General features: G+C 48.1%; 12 protein-coding genes. 7 read left to right on the top strand and 5 right to left on the bottom strand.

From position 1 onward, the window contains the following. Position 1 precedes the first annotated feature (1 nt). Positions 2–1,459, bottom strand: coding sequence for a CoA-acylating methylmalonate-semialdehyde dehydrogenase (locus GWR21_RS06560; RefSeq protein ID WP_162330950.1), 1,458 nt, complete (start codon positions 1,457–1,459; stop codon positions 2–4). A gap of 140 nt (positions 1,460–1,599) precedes the next feature. Between GWR21_RS06560 and GWR21_RS06565 the strand changes: the two genes are divergently transcribed. After that, positions 1,600–2,094 (top strand): Lrp/AsnC family transcriptional regulator, encoded by a 495-nt coding sequence (locus GWR21_RS06565; protein ID WP_162330951.1) that lies wholly within the window; start codon positions 1,600–1,602, stop codon positions 2,092–2,094. A gap of 141 nt (positions 2,095–2,235) precedes the next feature. On the opposite strand, the gene GWR21_RS06570 is transcribed toward GWR21_RS06565, so the two are convergent. Beyond that, positions 2,236–2,775, bottom strand: a complete 540-nt coding sequence (locus tag GWR21_RS06570) for a hypothetical protein (RefSeq protein WP_162330952.1) — start codon at positions 2,773–2,775, stop codon at positions 2,236–2,238. Between the two features lie 392 nt (positions 2,776–3,167). Further along, the gene (locus tag GWR21_RS06575) at positions 3,168–4,202 is read right to left on the bottom strand and encodes a chymotrypsin family serine protease (RefSeq protein WP_162330953.1); all 1,035 of its coding nucleotides are present in this window, start codon (positions 4,200–4,202) and stop codon (positions 3,168–3,170) included. A 478-nt stretch (positions 4,203–4,680) separates the two neighbouring features. Between GWR21_RS06575 and GWR21_RS06580 the strand changes: the two genes are divergently transcribed. The 6 genes from GWR21_RS06580 to GWR21_RS06605 all read left to right on the top strand — a co-directional run bounded on the left by GWR21_RS06580 (position 4,681) and on the right by GWR21_RS06605 (position 14,069). After that, positions 4,681–5,781 (top strand): NADH:flavin oxidoreductase, encoded by a 1,101-nt coding sequence (locus tag GWR21_RS06580; RefSeq protein WP_162330954.1) that lies wholly within the window; start codon positions 4,681–4,683, stop codon positions 5,779–5,781. A gap of 125 nt (positions 5,782–5,906) precedes the next feature. Further along, a complete protein-coding gene (locus GWR21_RS06585) occupies positions 5,907–6,929 on the top strand; it encodes a glycoside hydrolase family 43 protein (protein ID WP_238430227.1) in 1,023 nt (340 codons plus the stop codon). 38 nt (positions 6,930–6,967) lie between these two features. Continuing rightward, positions 6,968–9,880 carry an exo-beta-1,4-galactosidase gene (locus tag GWR21_RS06590; protein ID WP_202929064.1) on the top strand — a complete coding sequence of 971 codons (2,913 nt, stop codon included), beginning with the start codon at positions 6,968–6,970 and terminating at the stop codon, positions 9,878–9,880. A 156-nt stretch (positions 9,881–10,036) separates the two neighbouring features. Further along, positions 10,037–10,945, top strand: a complete 909-nt coding sequence (locus GWR21_RS06595) for an NAD(P)/FAD-dependent oxidoreductase (protein WP_162330955.1) — start codon at positions 10,037–10,039, stop codon at positions 10,943–10,945. 412 nt (positions 10,946–11,357) lie between these two features. Continuing rightward, complete coding sequence (locus GWR21_RS06600; RefSeq protein WP_162330956.1) at positions 11,358–12,332, top strand: ribonucleotide-diphosphate reductase subunit beta; 975 nt, start codon at positions 11,358–11,360, stop codon at positions 12,330–12,332. Positions 12,333–12,371: 39 nt separating this feature from the next. Then, positions 12,372–14,069, top strand: coding sequence for a ribonucleoside-diphosphate reductase subunit alpha (locus GWR21_RS06605; RefSeq protein WP_162330957.1), 1,698 nt, complete (start codon positions 12,372–12,374; stop codon positions 14,067–14,069). Between the two features lie 120 nt (positions 14,070–14,189). On the opposite strand, the gene GWR21_RS06610 is transcribed toward GWR21_RS06605, so the two are convergent. Both GWR21_RS06610 and GWR21_RS06615 read right to left on the bottom strand, forming a co-directional pair. Beyond that, the gene (locus GWR21_RS06610; RefSeq protein ID WP_162330958.1) at positions 14,190–14,903 is read right to left on the bottom strand and encodes a YgaP-like transmembrane domain; all 714 of its coding nucleotides are present in this window, start codon (positions 14,901–14,903) and stop codon (positions 14,190–14,192) included. Between the two features lie 40 nt (positions 14,904–14,943). Then, complete coding sequence (locus GWR21_RS06615; RefSeq protein ID WP_162330959.1) at positions 14,944–15,489, bottom strand: hypothetical protein; 546 nt, start codon at positions 15,487–15,489, stop codon at positions 14,944–14,946. Between the last annotated feature and the right edge of the window lie 43 nt (positions 15,490–15,532).

Below are 15,532 nucleotides of genomic sequence, written 5' to 3' on the forward strand. Positions count from 1 at the left end.
GTTAACTCATCCAGTTAACGCCTTCTTCGGGGTTCCATTTGGTCGTACTTTTCTTCAGTTTTGTCCAGAATGCTATCGAGCTTTTTCCGGTAATATCGCCTACGCCAAACTTACTTTCGTTCCATCCGCCGAAGGAGAATGGCTCACGGGGAACGGGCACACCCACATTCACACCGATCATACCTGCGCTTGCCCTTTCGGCGATATAACGTGCCATGCCACCATTCTGCGTGAAGACGGAGGCGGCGTTTCCATATGGATTGGCATTTTCGATACGCAATGCTTCATCTACGGTCGCTGTGCGCATGATACTGATAACAGGGCCGAAGATCTCTTCCCTGGCTACGGCCATATCAGCAGTTACATAATCGATCACGGTAGGGCCGACATAGGTACCGTTCTCTTTACCCGCCACGGTAGCGCCGCGTCCATCTACCAGGATCCGGGCGCCCTGTGCCTCCGCTTCGGTAATATATTTTTCTATCCGTTCTTTTGATTCTTTGCTGATGACAGCGCCCAGGTTCTGTCCGGGCACGATCTTCCTGGCTTCTTCACACACCAGGTCTACGATATGGTCTACCTGTCCTACACCTATCATAGCAGATGCTGCCATACACCGCTGACCGGCACATCCACTCATAGAAGCGGCTACATTCTGGGCAGTCATCCCGGGTCTGGCATCAGGCAGTACCAGCAGGTGGTTCTTCGCCCCTCCCAGCGCCAGGCAACGTTTGAGGTGCTGTGTAGCCCGCTGGTAAACGATCCTGGCCACCTTTGTAGAGCCTACAAAAGATACCGCTTCTATATCAGGATGATCACAGATCGCATTGACAATTTCGCTATCTCCGTTGACAATGTTCAGGACACCGGGGGGTAGTCCTGCTTCTTTCAGCAGACTCGCGATGATAGCCAGACTGAGCGGCACCTTTTCAGACGGCTTCATGATCATACAGTTCCCTAAAGCGATCGCATTGGGAATCGTCCAGTTGGGTACCATCGCCGGGAAATTAAAGGGTACAATAGACGCAACGATACCCAGTGGCGCATGTGATGTACGGCACTCCACACCCGCGCTTACTTCCAGTACTTCTCCTGTGATCAGCTGCGGTAATGAGGTGGCAAATTCAGTCAGTTCGATACACTTCTCTACCTCTGCTATGGCTTCGCCCATTGTTTTACCATTCTCTTCACTGATGAGTGCAGCGAGTCCCTTTACATGTTTTTCCAGCAGATATTTATAGCGAAAGAATACCTGCACCCTTTCCTTCACCGGTGTTCTGCTCCAGGCAGGGAATGCAGCTTTAGCGGCCCGCACTGCCTCTTCCAGGTCAGCAGCAGTAGAACAGGGCATTTCTGCCAGTAACGTTCCGTCCAGCGGAGAAGTAACCGGCAACGTCCGTGAGGCAGCAACATCTTTAAAGTTGCCGTTGATGAAATTTCGAACCCGTTCGTACTTCATATGCTTTTGGGGAGTTTGGGTTATAGGTGCATTTTTTATACGGTACCCATAATTTACTGAAAAATCTGTACATTTAGCAGGTATTTTCTAACATTTCTGCAAGTACCCGTTTAACTCCTCACTCCTATATAACCTGAGAAATGGGAAAGACTAAATCAGCCGATAAGACGCCTCTTGATGATCTTGATTTCTCTATCCTGACCTATCTCCAGCAGGATGGCAGGATTTCCTTTACTGTGATCGCTGAAAAGCTGCATGTCTCTATTGGCACGATACGTACCCGTTTTAACCGGTTGATAGAAGAAGGTACCATTAATATTGTTGGCAGGGTGGACCCTGAAAAGGTAGGCTTCCATTCGTATGCACACATTGCGGTGTATGTACGTCCGGCGACCCTGAAAGATGCCATTGCCCGGCAGGTAGCCGCGATGCCGGAAGTCAGTTTTCTGGCGATGACATCCGGCGCATATGACCTGGAAGTAAATGTGATGTGCAGGGACAATGAGCACCTGCTGGAATTTGTTACGCGGCTATCGGGTATTGAAGGCGTATATCAGACGAAAACCACCCTTTATTTTAAAGTGTATAAGTACGCACAGCCTGACTTGGGACTGGTGAAGATCAATCAGGAATGAGAAAGTGGAAATGAGGCAGGCAGGTCTGACAGCACTGCATTTCCTGTTAACAGCTGTCATCCTCCAACAAGGTATTATAAGGCTGTGTCAGAGCGTCCTGGCCAAATGGTAACAGCCAACTTCATTCTTCCTTCCTGATCTCTAATTTACTACGCGTTCAATTGTCGTTTCATTTCCCGGCAGATCGATCGCTGTCGCAATGATCCTGCTGTCGGCAGGTAATTTACCCGCTTTATAATGCCACTCGATACCATTCCTGCCTAAAACGGCTGGTCCGTGTTCGAGGATCACGCCATCGGCGTCTATGACCTGTACATGCACTTCTGCCACACGGAAATGGTTCTTTGCCATCACTATTATCTCTTTACGTTCTACGCTGATCTGCTGGATCTCAGGCGAATCATATACATCCTTAACTGCGATGTTATGGGCATGTTGTCCCGGGCCTGCCAGCGTTGCATAATACGCCTTCAGCTCCGGATCTTCCAGCAGTACACTCGCACGTATTCCGGCAGTTTTCATCTTATCTCTTGCTTTCAGCTGTTTTTTAGTGGGTTTTCTCGCGGACGGGCGGCGCTTCTTCGCCATAATGATCTGCCCCTTTCTTTCGTAAATGGTAACCTGTTTACCGATCGTACCGGATACAAATTGCAGGAGGAGGTTGTCTTTAACAATGGCCATATAAATTGATTTTGAGGGTTTTACTGATAAAGATACCAACTTCTGCTATTACACGGACTGATATTCATACAAAATGAGTACTAATACAGCATCTCAAGGGCACTTCAATATCCAGGGGATATTGAAGTGCCCTTGAGATGCCCTTATGGTGCCCTTTAAGTAACCTTTTCGTAACGGCATCAGGTGATGATCTGCATACCCTTCCGGCCTGTTCCATTGGGGAGTCGAACCATACCGATGTATCTTATGATGCAATGCTTTCGCAACCGGCACTAAATAGCAAACGCCGGAGATAATACTACCTCCGGCGTTTGCCTTTATCAGTCCAGGATGATGGATGCCCTACAGGATGACCCGTAACACGGCTTACGCGGTGCTGTTATTGGCCATATTTAACTCTTAACTATATTGATGTTCAGTTGCCGGACCACGTCAGCGATATGATTTGCCAGCGTCATCTGCGGTTGTGCATTCCCATTATTGGCGAACAGCAGCCCAATGATCCTGTTCTCCATATCGACGATGGCGGAGCCCGAATCTCCCTTTTCAGAGAAACGATGGGCAGGATCAACTGTCTGAATGGCGATCTGACCTTTGAACGTATAGGTCTTTCCTTCGATGGGGAATGTGGTGGCCGGGTAATTGACGTCCACTACCCTGCCTTCTGTACGGCCCGATACTTCCCCCACTTTAAACACGATCTGACCCGCCAGCGCTTCTCCCTCTCCAATGATCGTATTATAACGCGGCACCCCGTTCACACTTAAACCGTTGATCTCATTACCGGCGCCGTTGGCGAGATGCGCATCATCCAGTTCTGCGATAGCAGCATCAACACTTTCATTGATAGTTGCCCTGACTATCGTGCCGATCACGTTCTCGTTGTCAGTAGGATGGAAAGGCAGGTCTTTGTTGTTCATTTCCGGAATGACTGCGGGCGCAGGCTGGTAGATCCTATCGCCAGGTTTCGCATCATTCGCCATTAGTACATGACAATTACTCAGCAGGACCAGTTTGCCATCCTCATTTTTTCTGGCCAGGCAGCCGAGCGTACCATGGGCGACCTCCGTACCGAAGGTATTCTCATCACGGATGATGATACGGTTAGTGATCTGTATACCGCCTTTTACGGGCCGGTACCTGTTCTCGTCTATACAGGCGCTGAAGCCCGGGATAACGTTCACGTCTGTGGGAATGCCATTGATCTCGGAAGGCAGTACCTCATGGGCCTGCATTTTGCTGTGGTCTTTCTTTTCCCTAACGTAGATCCTGATGCAAAGCTGGTCAGTGACACGTCCCTGTGTTTCCTTTAAACCGATACTGATGTGATGCACGCCGGGTATCTTCATCAAAAGCGCTTCTATTCCATTCTTCAGCAGGTCCCGGATAACTTCGTTGTCCCGTTTCAGTTCTTCTGTTGATTTCATACAATGCGTTTTTAAGGGTGCTGAAAATACGGAGTTCCAGGCGTATTACCACGATACGACTGATAATAATACCGCTGTAACATAAATAATTGCGTTTGCACGTAATAGTTATACGTACTCGAAGATGAGCAGAGGTTCATTTGAAGTGAGTTTTTGGGGTGTTAACTGTTTCCGTCTGAGGATTTTTCTAATGTTGTTTTGGGGTGTTCTTTCCTCTACACCAAACTACACATTTTTTTGTAAAATTCAAAGTTTGAAGATGCTTTAGTTATCCGGTGGCCAGGAAGATCGTACGCTACCTGTCGCCGCGTTACACTTTTTTTAACATTTACCGTTTTCCCGCACCGGTAGCGGATAACAAGACATTTATCCCCCACCGGCAGCCTGCGGCTGCCTAAAATAGAATTGGCATTTCGGAAATCTCCGATATCTTTGCATCAGATATTCGTTGATAACGCACACACAAACGTATACAAACATGAGTAATCTGAGCTTATTTAAGCCTTTCAGCCTCAAGACGCTGAACATAAAAAACAGGATCGTAATGGCCCCTATGACCAGGTCATTTTCACCAAACGGCGTACCCGGAGATAACGTGGCGGCGTACTATCAGCGTCGCGCTGCCGGTGAAGTGGGTCTGATACTATCTGAAGGTACGGTCATTAACCGTCCTGCTTCTTCCAACGATGCCAACGTACCCCGTTTCCATGGTGAGATCTCCCTGGCTGGCTGGCAGAAAGTAATTAATGATGTACATGCCGCCGGTGGTGCTATGGGGCCCCAGATATGGCACATGGGCGTGATGGACAATCACCACTCCGGCTGGAAACCACTGACGCCTTTCGAAGGTCCTTCCGGCATCAACAGACCAGACAACACCAACGGCCTGGCGATGTCAGAAAAAGATATTGCTGACACGATCAAAGCTTTCGGCGATGCAGCTGCTGACGCAAAAAGACTGGGGTTTGATACCCTGGAACTGCATGGCGCACATAACTACCTGATCGATCAGTTCTTCTCCGCCAATACCAATCTGCGTACCGATAAATATGGTGGTCAGACCCTGGCAGAACGTACCCGTTTTGCAGTGGAAGTGATCAAAGAAGTGCGCAAACGTGTAGGTGAGGATTTCCCGCTGATCATTCGTTTGTCTCAGTGGAAGCCATATGCATACGACAGTAAGATGGCGAATAGCCCTGCTGAACTGGAAGCCTGGCTGCAGCCACTCGCCGAAGCCGGTATTGACATCTTCCATTGCTCTCAGCGTCGTTTCTGGGAACCCGAATTTGAAGGTTCGGACCTGAACTTTGCAGGATGGGCGAAAAAGCTCACCGGTAAAGCTACCATCACTGTAGGTTCTGTCGGTTTAAGCGGTGAGTTCCTGGCTGCCTTCAAAGGCGAAAGTTCTCAACCCAGCTCACTGGAAGAACTGATGCGTAGATTTGACAGAGGCGATTTCGACCTGGTAGCTGTTGGCAGACCGTTACTGGCTGATCCGAACTGGGTAACAAAAATTAAAGAAGAGAGAACAGGTGAACTGAAAGGATTCTCCAAAGAAGCTTTGGCTGAATTGTTATAATAAATATGTCTGAAATAAAGAAGGCGCCAGCGGGAAACTGCGGCGCCTTCTTTATTTCAGGATAAATTATTGTATATTCGACAGTAATTTTATTTAAACCAGGATCGTCTGTCAAAGTAAATTCCATGATGCAGTTCTCTCAACACTTGTCCTTCCGGATGGCCAATGGCTATATACGCACATTATCATTACTGGCATTGATGCTCGGTATCACCATTTCCACCACCGCACAAAAGAGCCGTGCTAAGAAACAACCGGCTGCTTACAGCGCTTACCTCTTCACTTACTTCACCGGTAATGATAAGTCAGAAGAACAGATCTGTTTTGCAGTCAGCAATGATGGCTATCACTTCCGGGCACTGAATGGCAATAAACCCGTCATCAACTCCGCCGATATCAGTGAAACCGGTGGCGTACGCGATCCTCATATGCTGCGTGGCGCCGACGGTAAAACATACTATATGGTGGCCACTGACATGGTATCTGCCAAAGGCTGGAACAGTAACCGCGGACTGGTGATGATGAAATCGACTGATCTGATCCACTGGACGTCATCTGCTATCAACCTGCAAAAAAGGTATGCCGGTCAGGATAGTCTGTTACGTGTATGGGCGCCACAGGTGATTTACGATGATAGCGTTAAGAAGTATATGCTCTATTTTTCTGTAAAATATGGGAATGCGCCCGATAAGATCGTGTATGTCTATGCCAATAAAGACTTCACAAACCTGGAGGGTGAGATGAAGCAGCTGTTCTTTAATCCTGATAACGCCGCCTGCATCGATGGGGACATCCAGAAAAAAGATGGTCATTACTACCTGTTCTTTAAAACCGAAGACAGACGTCCGGGTATTAAGATAGCTGTATCCGACAGGCTGACGGGTGGCTATACAATGCAAAGCAATGACTATGTGCAGCAAACGGATAAACCGGTGGAAGGTGCCGGCACATTCAAGCTGAATGATGGCAGCGGCTACATCCTGATGTATGATATGTACACCAGCGGCAGGTACCAGTTTACAAAGACCACTGACTTTAAAAACTTCCGGGCGATAGACGAAAATATCTCACTGGATTTCCATCCACGCCATGGTACCATCATGCCGATCACCGCGGCAGAACTGGCCCGGCTCAATGCCACCTGGTAACATAAGCTCAATACCCGACACACAACTATCCACGTATAATGAAAACACTGCTGACTTGTTGTAACCCGTTCACAAAGATGGTTTGTCTGCTGTTATGTATCCTGTCCACGCAGGTGCACGCACAGCATATCTCCCTGTCCGGCAAATGGCGTTTTGCCATAGACAGCGCAGACAAGGGACTACAGGAAAAATGGTTCCTGCAGCAACTGACAGATAGTATACAGTTGCCCGGTACGATGACGGAAAACGGTAAGGGAAATGACATCACCCTGCAAACAAAATGGACCGGGTCTATTTACGATAGTTCATTTTTCTTCCGCCCCAGTCTGGCACGTTACAGAGAGCCGGACCACCTGAAGATCCCGTTCTGGCTCACGCCAGTTAAACATTATACCGGGGTCGCCTGGTACCAGCGCTCCATCATCATCCCCAAAGCGTATAAAGGCAAACGCCTCCAGCTCTTCCTGGAGCGTTGTCATATCCGTACAATGGTATGGATAGATGATGTGGCAGTCGGTCAGGGTAATTCACTGGTAGCGGCACACCTGTTCAATATTCCTGATAGTATATCTGAAGGTCCGCATACGATTACTGTCCGTATGGACAACCGCCTGGAAGAGATAAACGTCGGACCAGATTCACATAGTGTCACTGACCACACGCAGGGCAACTGGAACGGGATCGTGGGTAAGATGGAGTTACGGGCCCTGCCAGCTGTATATATAGCAGATATACAGGTCTATCCTGATGTGGCTGCGCAAAAAGCGGTTATCCGACTGGCCATTGTTAATACAACTAATTCTCCGGCGACAGGCAGGGTCGCTGTGCAGGCCGTGAGTAATAATACCGCTGTACAACATAAGACATCGGTCGTGTACGTTAGTATGCAGGCAAATGCAGGCGACACCGCATACCTGGAAACGACGTTACCCATAGGAAAAGGCATGCTGCGCTGGGACGAGTTTTCGCCGGCAGTGTACAGGCTTTCGGCCAGTATACAATTAGCGGCAGGGCAACACCGGAAAGAAGTATCGTTTGGTATGCGGGAAGTGACCGTGAATGGTCGTTCTATCCTCGTCAATGGTAATAAGATCTACCTGCGTGGTGACGTTAACAACTGCGAATTTCCATCGACAGGTTATGCACCGATGCAGGTGGCAGACTGGCGGAAACTATTCGCCGTAGCGAAATCTCACGGACTGAATCATATGCGGTTCCACTCCTGGTGCCCACCGGAAGCAGCGTTTATTGCGGCAGATGAAGCAGGGTTTTATCTGCAACCAGAAGGCCCTACCTGGCCTAATCATGGCACTTCACTTGGAGATAGCCGGTTCATAGATCAATACCTGTATGATGAGACCGAACGCCTGTTAAAAGCGTATGGTAACCATCCCTCCTTCTGTATGTTCGCAGCCGGTAATGAACCTGCAGGACGACATCAGGCCAAATATCTCGACACGTTCATTACACACTGGAGAGCGAAAGACCCGCGCCGCATATATGCGGCCGCTTCCGTAGGTATGAGCTGGCCACTGTACACAGGAGTCGATTATATGATCAAATCCGGTCCGAGAGGATTGAACTGGCATACGATCGCACCAGAGACGGTCAGCGACTATCACGAGAAGACGGATGCTTTCAACATCCCCTATATTACACATGAAATGGGACAATGGTGTGCATTCCCCGACTTCAGTGAAATGGGCAGATACACAGGTGTTACAAGGGCAAAGAATTTCGAACTGTTCCAGGAAGAGTTGCAGTTGCACGATATGGGACATCAGGCGAAAGACTTTCTGATGGCATCCGGTAAGTTACAGGCCTTGTGTTATAAACAGGAAATTGAAAAATCATTACGCACGCCGAATGGAGCAGGTTTCCAGCTATTAGGGCTACAGGACTTTCCCGGACAGGGGACCGCGCTGGTAGGTGTACTCAACGCCCTGTGGCAGGAAAAGGGGTATATCACCGCAAAGGAATGGCGCCACTTCTGCAACCAGACAGTTCCACTGACACGTATCAGTAGGTTCACCTACACGAATGACGAAGCGTTTGTAACACCGGTTGAGATCTATCACTACGGCCCGAAGGATCTTACGCATGCGGTTGTCTCATGGACGATGAAAGATGATGCGGATAACCTGGTCCAACAGGGCCGCTTTCCGGCTACACAGATCAAAAGAGGCGGTAATACCGTTGTGGATAGTATACGCTGTTCTCTGCAAAAGATCACGAAAGCCAGCAGGCTGACACTGACGGTAAAGATCAATAATACTGTGTATGAAAATAACTGGCAGATCTGGGTATATCCTGAAAGACTGCCTATGGTGGCGGGCGACATTCATTATACTGATACGATTGACGCGAAGGCAGCCCGCGTCCTCGAGGACGGAGGCATTGTATTCATGCATGCCGCAGGTAAAGTGGTGAAAGGGAAAGAGGTCGTACAGCATTTTACACCTGTATTCTGGAACACCTCATGGTTTAAAATGAGACCACCACATACATTGGGCATTTCATTGCATAAAAACCATCCGGCGTTCAGGTATTTCCCGACGGACGACCACAGTGATCTGCAATGGTGGGAGCTGGTGAACCAGTCACAGGTAATGCACCTGGAAGACTTCCCGAAGGGCTTTCGTCCACTGGTACAGCCGATAGATACCTGGTTCATGAACCGGAAGCTGGCGCTGATCCTGGAAGCGAAGGTGGGTAAGGGCAGGATCATTGTCAGCAGTGCAGACCTGCGGTCGGATACGACACGCCGGGTGGCAGCCAGACAACTATTATACAGTTTGCAGCAATATATGACATCACCCTCCTTTCAACCAGCCGACAGTGTCCCCCTGTCTGTATTAAAAGACCTTTTTACGACGCCTTCCAGGGAGAGATGGGAGAACTTCACCAGGCAGCATCCGGACGAACTGAGACCTCAGCAGATCACGAAGTGAACAGATCTGTCAGGCCGGCCGGAGAATAGGACAATTGTCAAATAAAACAGGATATTCCTCTAATACTTTTGCAACAAAGTTGCAAGTATATGTCTTTTTACTGTACCTTTGTCAGGCCGGCAAATTATTTAAGTACAGCTAACAGGAAAAGTAATCATGACAGGAAACAGGAATTTTGATGTCATCATCATCGGCGGCAGTTATGCCGGATTATCCGCAGCGATGGCGCTGGGACGTGCATTGAGGAAAGTGTTGATCATAGATAGTGGGAAACCCTGTAACCGACAGACGCCGCATTCTCATAACTTTCTCACCCAGGATGGGAATACACCGGCCAATATTGCCCGGATCGGCAGGGAGCAGGTATTACGATATGATACGGTGACCTTTTATACCGGCCTGGCGACAGCGGGTATAAAAACAGCCACCGGGTTTGATATTACTACTGACACGGGAGAAACCTTTTCAGCGGGTAAACTCATCTTTGCGACCGGTATTACGGACAATCAGCCAGCTATTCCTGGTTTTGCAGCATGCTGGGGGATCTCGGTGATCCATTGCCCTTATTGTCATGGGTATGAGGTAAGAAATGAAAAGACAGGGATATTCGCCAATGGCGACATGGCGTTTGACTTTGGCAAACTGATCTCCAACTGGACAAAAGACCTGACTATCTTCACCAATGGGCCGTCCACATTAAGTGGTGAGCAGGTGGATAAGCTGGCGGCCCGTAATATCACGATCGTGGAAAAAGAGATCCGGGAAGTAGCGCATACGGATGGGTATATCAGTCAACTTGTTTTTACAGATGGCACCACCGCTCCCCTGAAAGCACTGTATGCCCGTATCAGTTTCACCCAGCATAGTGATATTCCCGCACAACTGGGGTGTGAACTGACGGAGCAGGGGTACCTGCGGGTAGATAATATGCAAAAGACGACGGTGAAGGACGTGTTTGCCTGTGGGGACAATGCGAGTATGATGCGTTCGGTATCTAACGCTGTGGCGACCGGTACCTTCGCGGGCGCTGTCGCAAACAAGGAAATGGTGGAAGAGACATTCTGATTTATTATCATATCAACATCCTACCCGGCTACTGGTAACAAACACTTTTGTTGCCAATAGCCGGTAGTGTTCCCAGGCTGGCACGTGCATTGCATACCATATATCTAAACTACTGCAAATCAGTAATGCTAATCTCATCAGTAGTATTTTTTCCTCATTCTGCGGGTCAGCGCCCCTACCATTTTCCACGATTCAATACCAGTCTGACTTCAGTAAGTTTTCCACATCCTGTTAGTTCCTTTTTTTTGAAAAACCCCTCAGCTATGTCACTTTTGTACTCTGAGAGCATATGAAAAGTAGTTAACATATATCACACCTTTCCAGTTCTCCCATGCCGCTTCAGGGACTTACATGATCCTCCACAGCGGCCGCTATGTTCGAATACAAATAACGCAAAATATATAAGTTAGGTATGGGAATTTTTGATAAGAGATTACAGTATAAGCCGTTTGAGTATCCGGAAGTGCTACAGTTTACCGAGGCTATCAACAAATCATTCTGGGTACACTCAGAAGTTGATTTCACGGCAGACACGCAGGACTTCCATTCCCATCTGAACCCTGCAGAGAGAACAGCAGTAAGGAACAGTCTGCTGGCGATCGCACAGATCGAGGTAGCTGTAAAATCATTCTGGGGTAACCTGTACAATCACCTGCCGAAGCCGGAGATGAATGGTCTGGGCTCTACCTTTGCAGAATGTGAATTTCGTCATTCGGAAGCCTATTCCCGCCTGGTAGAGGTATTGGGATATAATAACCAGTTTGAGAGACTGGTAGATGTGCCGGTGATCCGTCAGCGTATCGACTATCTATCTGATGCCCTGAGCAATGCAAAATCCACTGATAAGAAAGAATATACCATTTCGCTGATCCTGTTCTCTATCCTGATAGAGAACGTGAGCCTCTTCAGCCAGTTTGCGATCATCCTGTCATTCACCCGTTTCAAGGGGCTGATGAAGAATGTGAGTAATATCATTGCCTGGACCTCTGTGGATGAGCAGATCCATGCGAATGCCGGCATCTACCTGATCAACAAGATCAGGGAAGAATATCCGGATATTTTCTCTGAAGAGACTATTGCGAAAGTGAACAGACTGGTAAAAGAGTCTATTGAAGTGGAAAGCAATATTCTGGACTGGATATTCAGTGAAGGTGAGATTGATATAGTGAAGAAAGAGCACCTCATCAACTTTATGAAATACCGTGCGGATGACAGTCTGAAAAAGATCAACCTGCCAACCCTGTTTGATATTTCTACAGAGGATAATAAACCGATGCTGTGGTTTGAGGAAGAAGTATTTGCAAACAGCCTGGACGATTTCTTTGCAAAACGTCCGGTAGACTACACTAAACACGACAAGAGCATTTCTGCGCTTGATCTGTTCTAACATTTTAACTGGTAACACTAAACGGAAAAATAACTGGACATGGAGACAACAGCATTAACACAGCTCGAAGGGGTGGCGGATCAATACGAACTGCCTAAGCTGTGGTGGAAGAACTCGGAAAGTGAACAAGTCCTCAACAGAGGTTATCTGCTGAAAGGCGAAACCGTTGAAGGAGCAATCGACAGAATTTGTACAGCTGCCGCACAGCGTTTATATAAACCGGAATTAAAAGAAGCATTTGTAGAAATGGTAGAAAGAGGCTGGATGAGCCTCAGCTCCCCTATCTGGGCCAACATGGGTACAGAACGCGGGTTGCCTATCTCCTGCTTCAACGTGCATATACCTGATAATATTGAGGGTATCACACACAAGCTGGGTGAAGTGATCATGCAAACGAAAATAGGTGGTGGTACTTCTGCTTATTTCGGCGGACTGCGTGCCCGTGGTAGCGCGGTTACTGATAATGGGAAAAGTAGTGGCGCAGTGAGTTTCATGCGGCTGTTTGATACTGCCATGGATACCATCTCTCAGGGGGGTGTACGCCGTGGTGCATTCGCTGCCTACATGGACATCGACCATGATGATATCTCCGAGTTCTTATCTATTAAGGATATAGGACATCCCATCCAGAATCTGTTTTACGGTGTATGTGTACCTGACTACTGGATGCAGGATATGATCGACGGCGACATGGCAAAACGTGAGATCTGGGCGAAAGTACTGGAAAGCCGTCAGCAGAAAGGATTACCTTACATCTTCTTTACAGACAATGTAAACCGTAACAAGCCACAGGTATATAAAGACCTGAACCTGGCTATCAATGCGAGCAACCTCTGTTCTGAGATCATGCTGCCTTCTACAGAAGATGAGTCTTTCATCTGCTGCCTCTCTTCCATGAACCTCGAGTTATACGATGAGTGGAAGAATACAGACGCGGTGAAACTGGCTATCTTCTTCCTGGATGCCGTACTGCAGGAGTTCATTACCAAAACAGAAGGTAATCACTTCCTGACTGCTGCCAACAAGTTTGCAAAACGTCACCGTGCACTCGGTCTGGGTGTACTGGGATGGCACTCTTACCTGCAAAAGAACATGATTGCCTTTGAAGGTATGCAGGCAAAACAACTGACCTCTATCATCTTCAAAGACATTAAGGATAAAGCTGACAAAGCGACCAAAGAACTGGCGTGGATCTATGGTGAACCAGAAGTGCTGAAAGGATATGGCCGCAGGAATACCACCCTGATGGCGATCGCTCCAACCACTTCTTCTTCTGCCATCCTGGGTCAGACATCTCCTGGTATAGAACCATTCAGCAGTAACTATTTCAAAGCTGGTCTGTCGAAAGGTAACTTCATGCGTAAGAATAAATACCTGAAGGACCTGCTCGAGCAGAAAGGTATTGACAATGAAGATACCTGGCGCAGCATCATGCTGAACCATGGTAGTGTACAACACCTGGAAGAACTGACAGAACACGAAAAAGATGTGTTCAAGACCTTCAAGGAGATCAGTCAGCTGGAGATCATTCAGCAGGCGGCGATCCGTCAGCAACACGTTGACCAGGCACAGAGCCTGAACCTGAACATTCCTTCCAACCTGCCGGTGAAAGAAGTGAACAGACTGCTGATCGAAGCATGGAAACTAGGTGTAAAAACACTGTACTACCAACGTAGCCAGAGCGTGTCAAAGGAACTGGTGAACAGTCTGGTGACATGTAAGAGCTGTGAAGGATAGCATATTGTGCCAGCAAGTAATATCAAAATCGGGGACACATCAATATGTGTCCCCGATTTGCTTTTAGATTCGTTACGCTAAAGAAAATATTTGTGAGCAGGCATCTTCAGCACAGCCGGGCTACATCGTGGAGGCTGCATTGCCTGATGCCTGTTCCTGCGTTGCAGGAACTACGCCATTTCCGATATACTGGCTGAAGCTGCGAAGCTCTTCCCTGATCATCGCTTTAAACAATGGGTTCAGCAGTCTGGCAATGCCGTTACCAGCAGCGCCCAACGGTGCTCTGTAGGTGATCACGACATGCAGGGCTGTTGCGTTCTCTCCGGCATCCGCGAACGTCACTTTACCTGCATTATCAATATCGGCGCCTGGCAGGGAGTTCCAGCCCAGCAATTCGCCTTCCTCCTCCTTGATAATGGCAGCTTCCCACTTCAATGAAGCAGGTAATCCCGGAATTTGCGCCTCCCAGTGGTAGTGTCCGTCACCCAGCGGTGTAACTGCCTTCACATGATCCATAAAAAGCGGCAGGTTCTCCAGATTTCTCCAGAAGGCATAGACTTCTGCCCGCGGCCTATTTACGGTCATCGACACCCGGACATTAATGTTCCTTACCGGGTCAGGCAAGCGTTTCTTCTTCAGCATACTATACACGGGACAGTTGCCAGTCAGTGCCCTGTACAACAGGAAAGCACCTGCACCAGCTTTCAACATACGGGCGTTTTTACCACTGATGGCATTGTAGAGCAGAAAACCACCCGCCACTGCTGAAATCATACGTTCTGTGTTACCTACGTTAACGGCAGGCTTATTACCTGTAGAAGAATTTTCATTCATAGATTCAGTTTTATTAATGCTATCAAATACAATACCTGTGTTACGCATCATTGGTCGTTCTGCCGTTGGAAGTCCTGGTACCGAGGTGAGCAGGTTTATCTTTTGTCTGGTTGATCTTGCCTGCATAAGAAGACACGATAGAAATAAATGATCCTACACTGAAATTAAGGATCAATGCATTGATCACCACCATGAACAACCAGCCTTCCGGTGTAGCTGCCGTGCCCGAGTGAGCGTTTTCGGGTCCCAGTATGGATGGTGTAGACGAGAACAGCTCAGGGTAAACAGCTAACATCAGCACGCTGCCAAAGATCATGGACAGCACCGTACCAGTGGCTGTAGCCAGGTGAGCCGCTATAAGCATAGATATCGCACGGTTCTTCTCATAATTCCGGTAGATGAGCTTCAGATTGTATAACAGGATAGCAATACCGAACGCAGCGTTCCCTATATACACCAGGTACATAGACTCGTAATTTCCGGCCTGCAAATGAAAGAACAGCAGGATACAATAGAATACAGCACCCAGTGCTCCGTAGCCCAGATATTCAAACCAGTGTGTCTTTTGAAATAATGGATTTTTCATCTGTCTTTTAGTTTGAGACAGGATGAAAAAATGATACCAGCGT

Origin of the sequence: Chitinophaga agri (assembly GCF_010093065.1) — a bacterium.
Classification (GTDB): Bacteria; Bacteroidota; Bacteroidia; order Chitinophagales; family Chitinophagaceae; genus Chitinophaga; species Chitinophaga agri.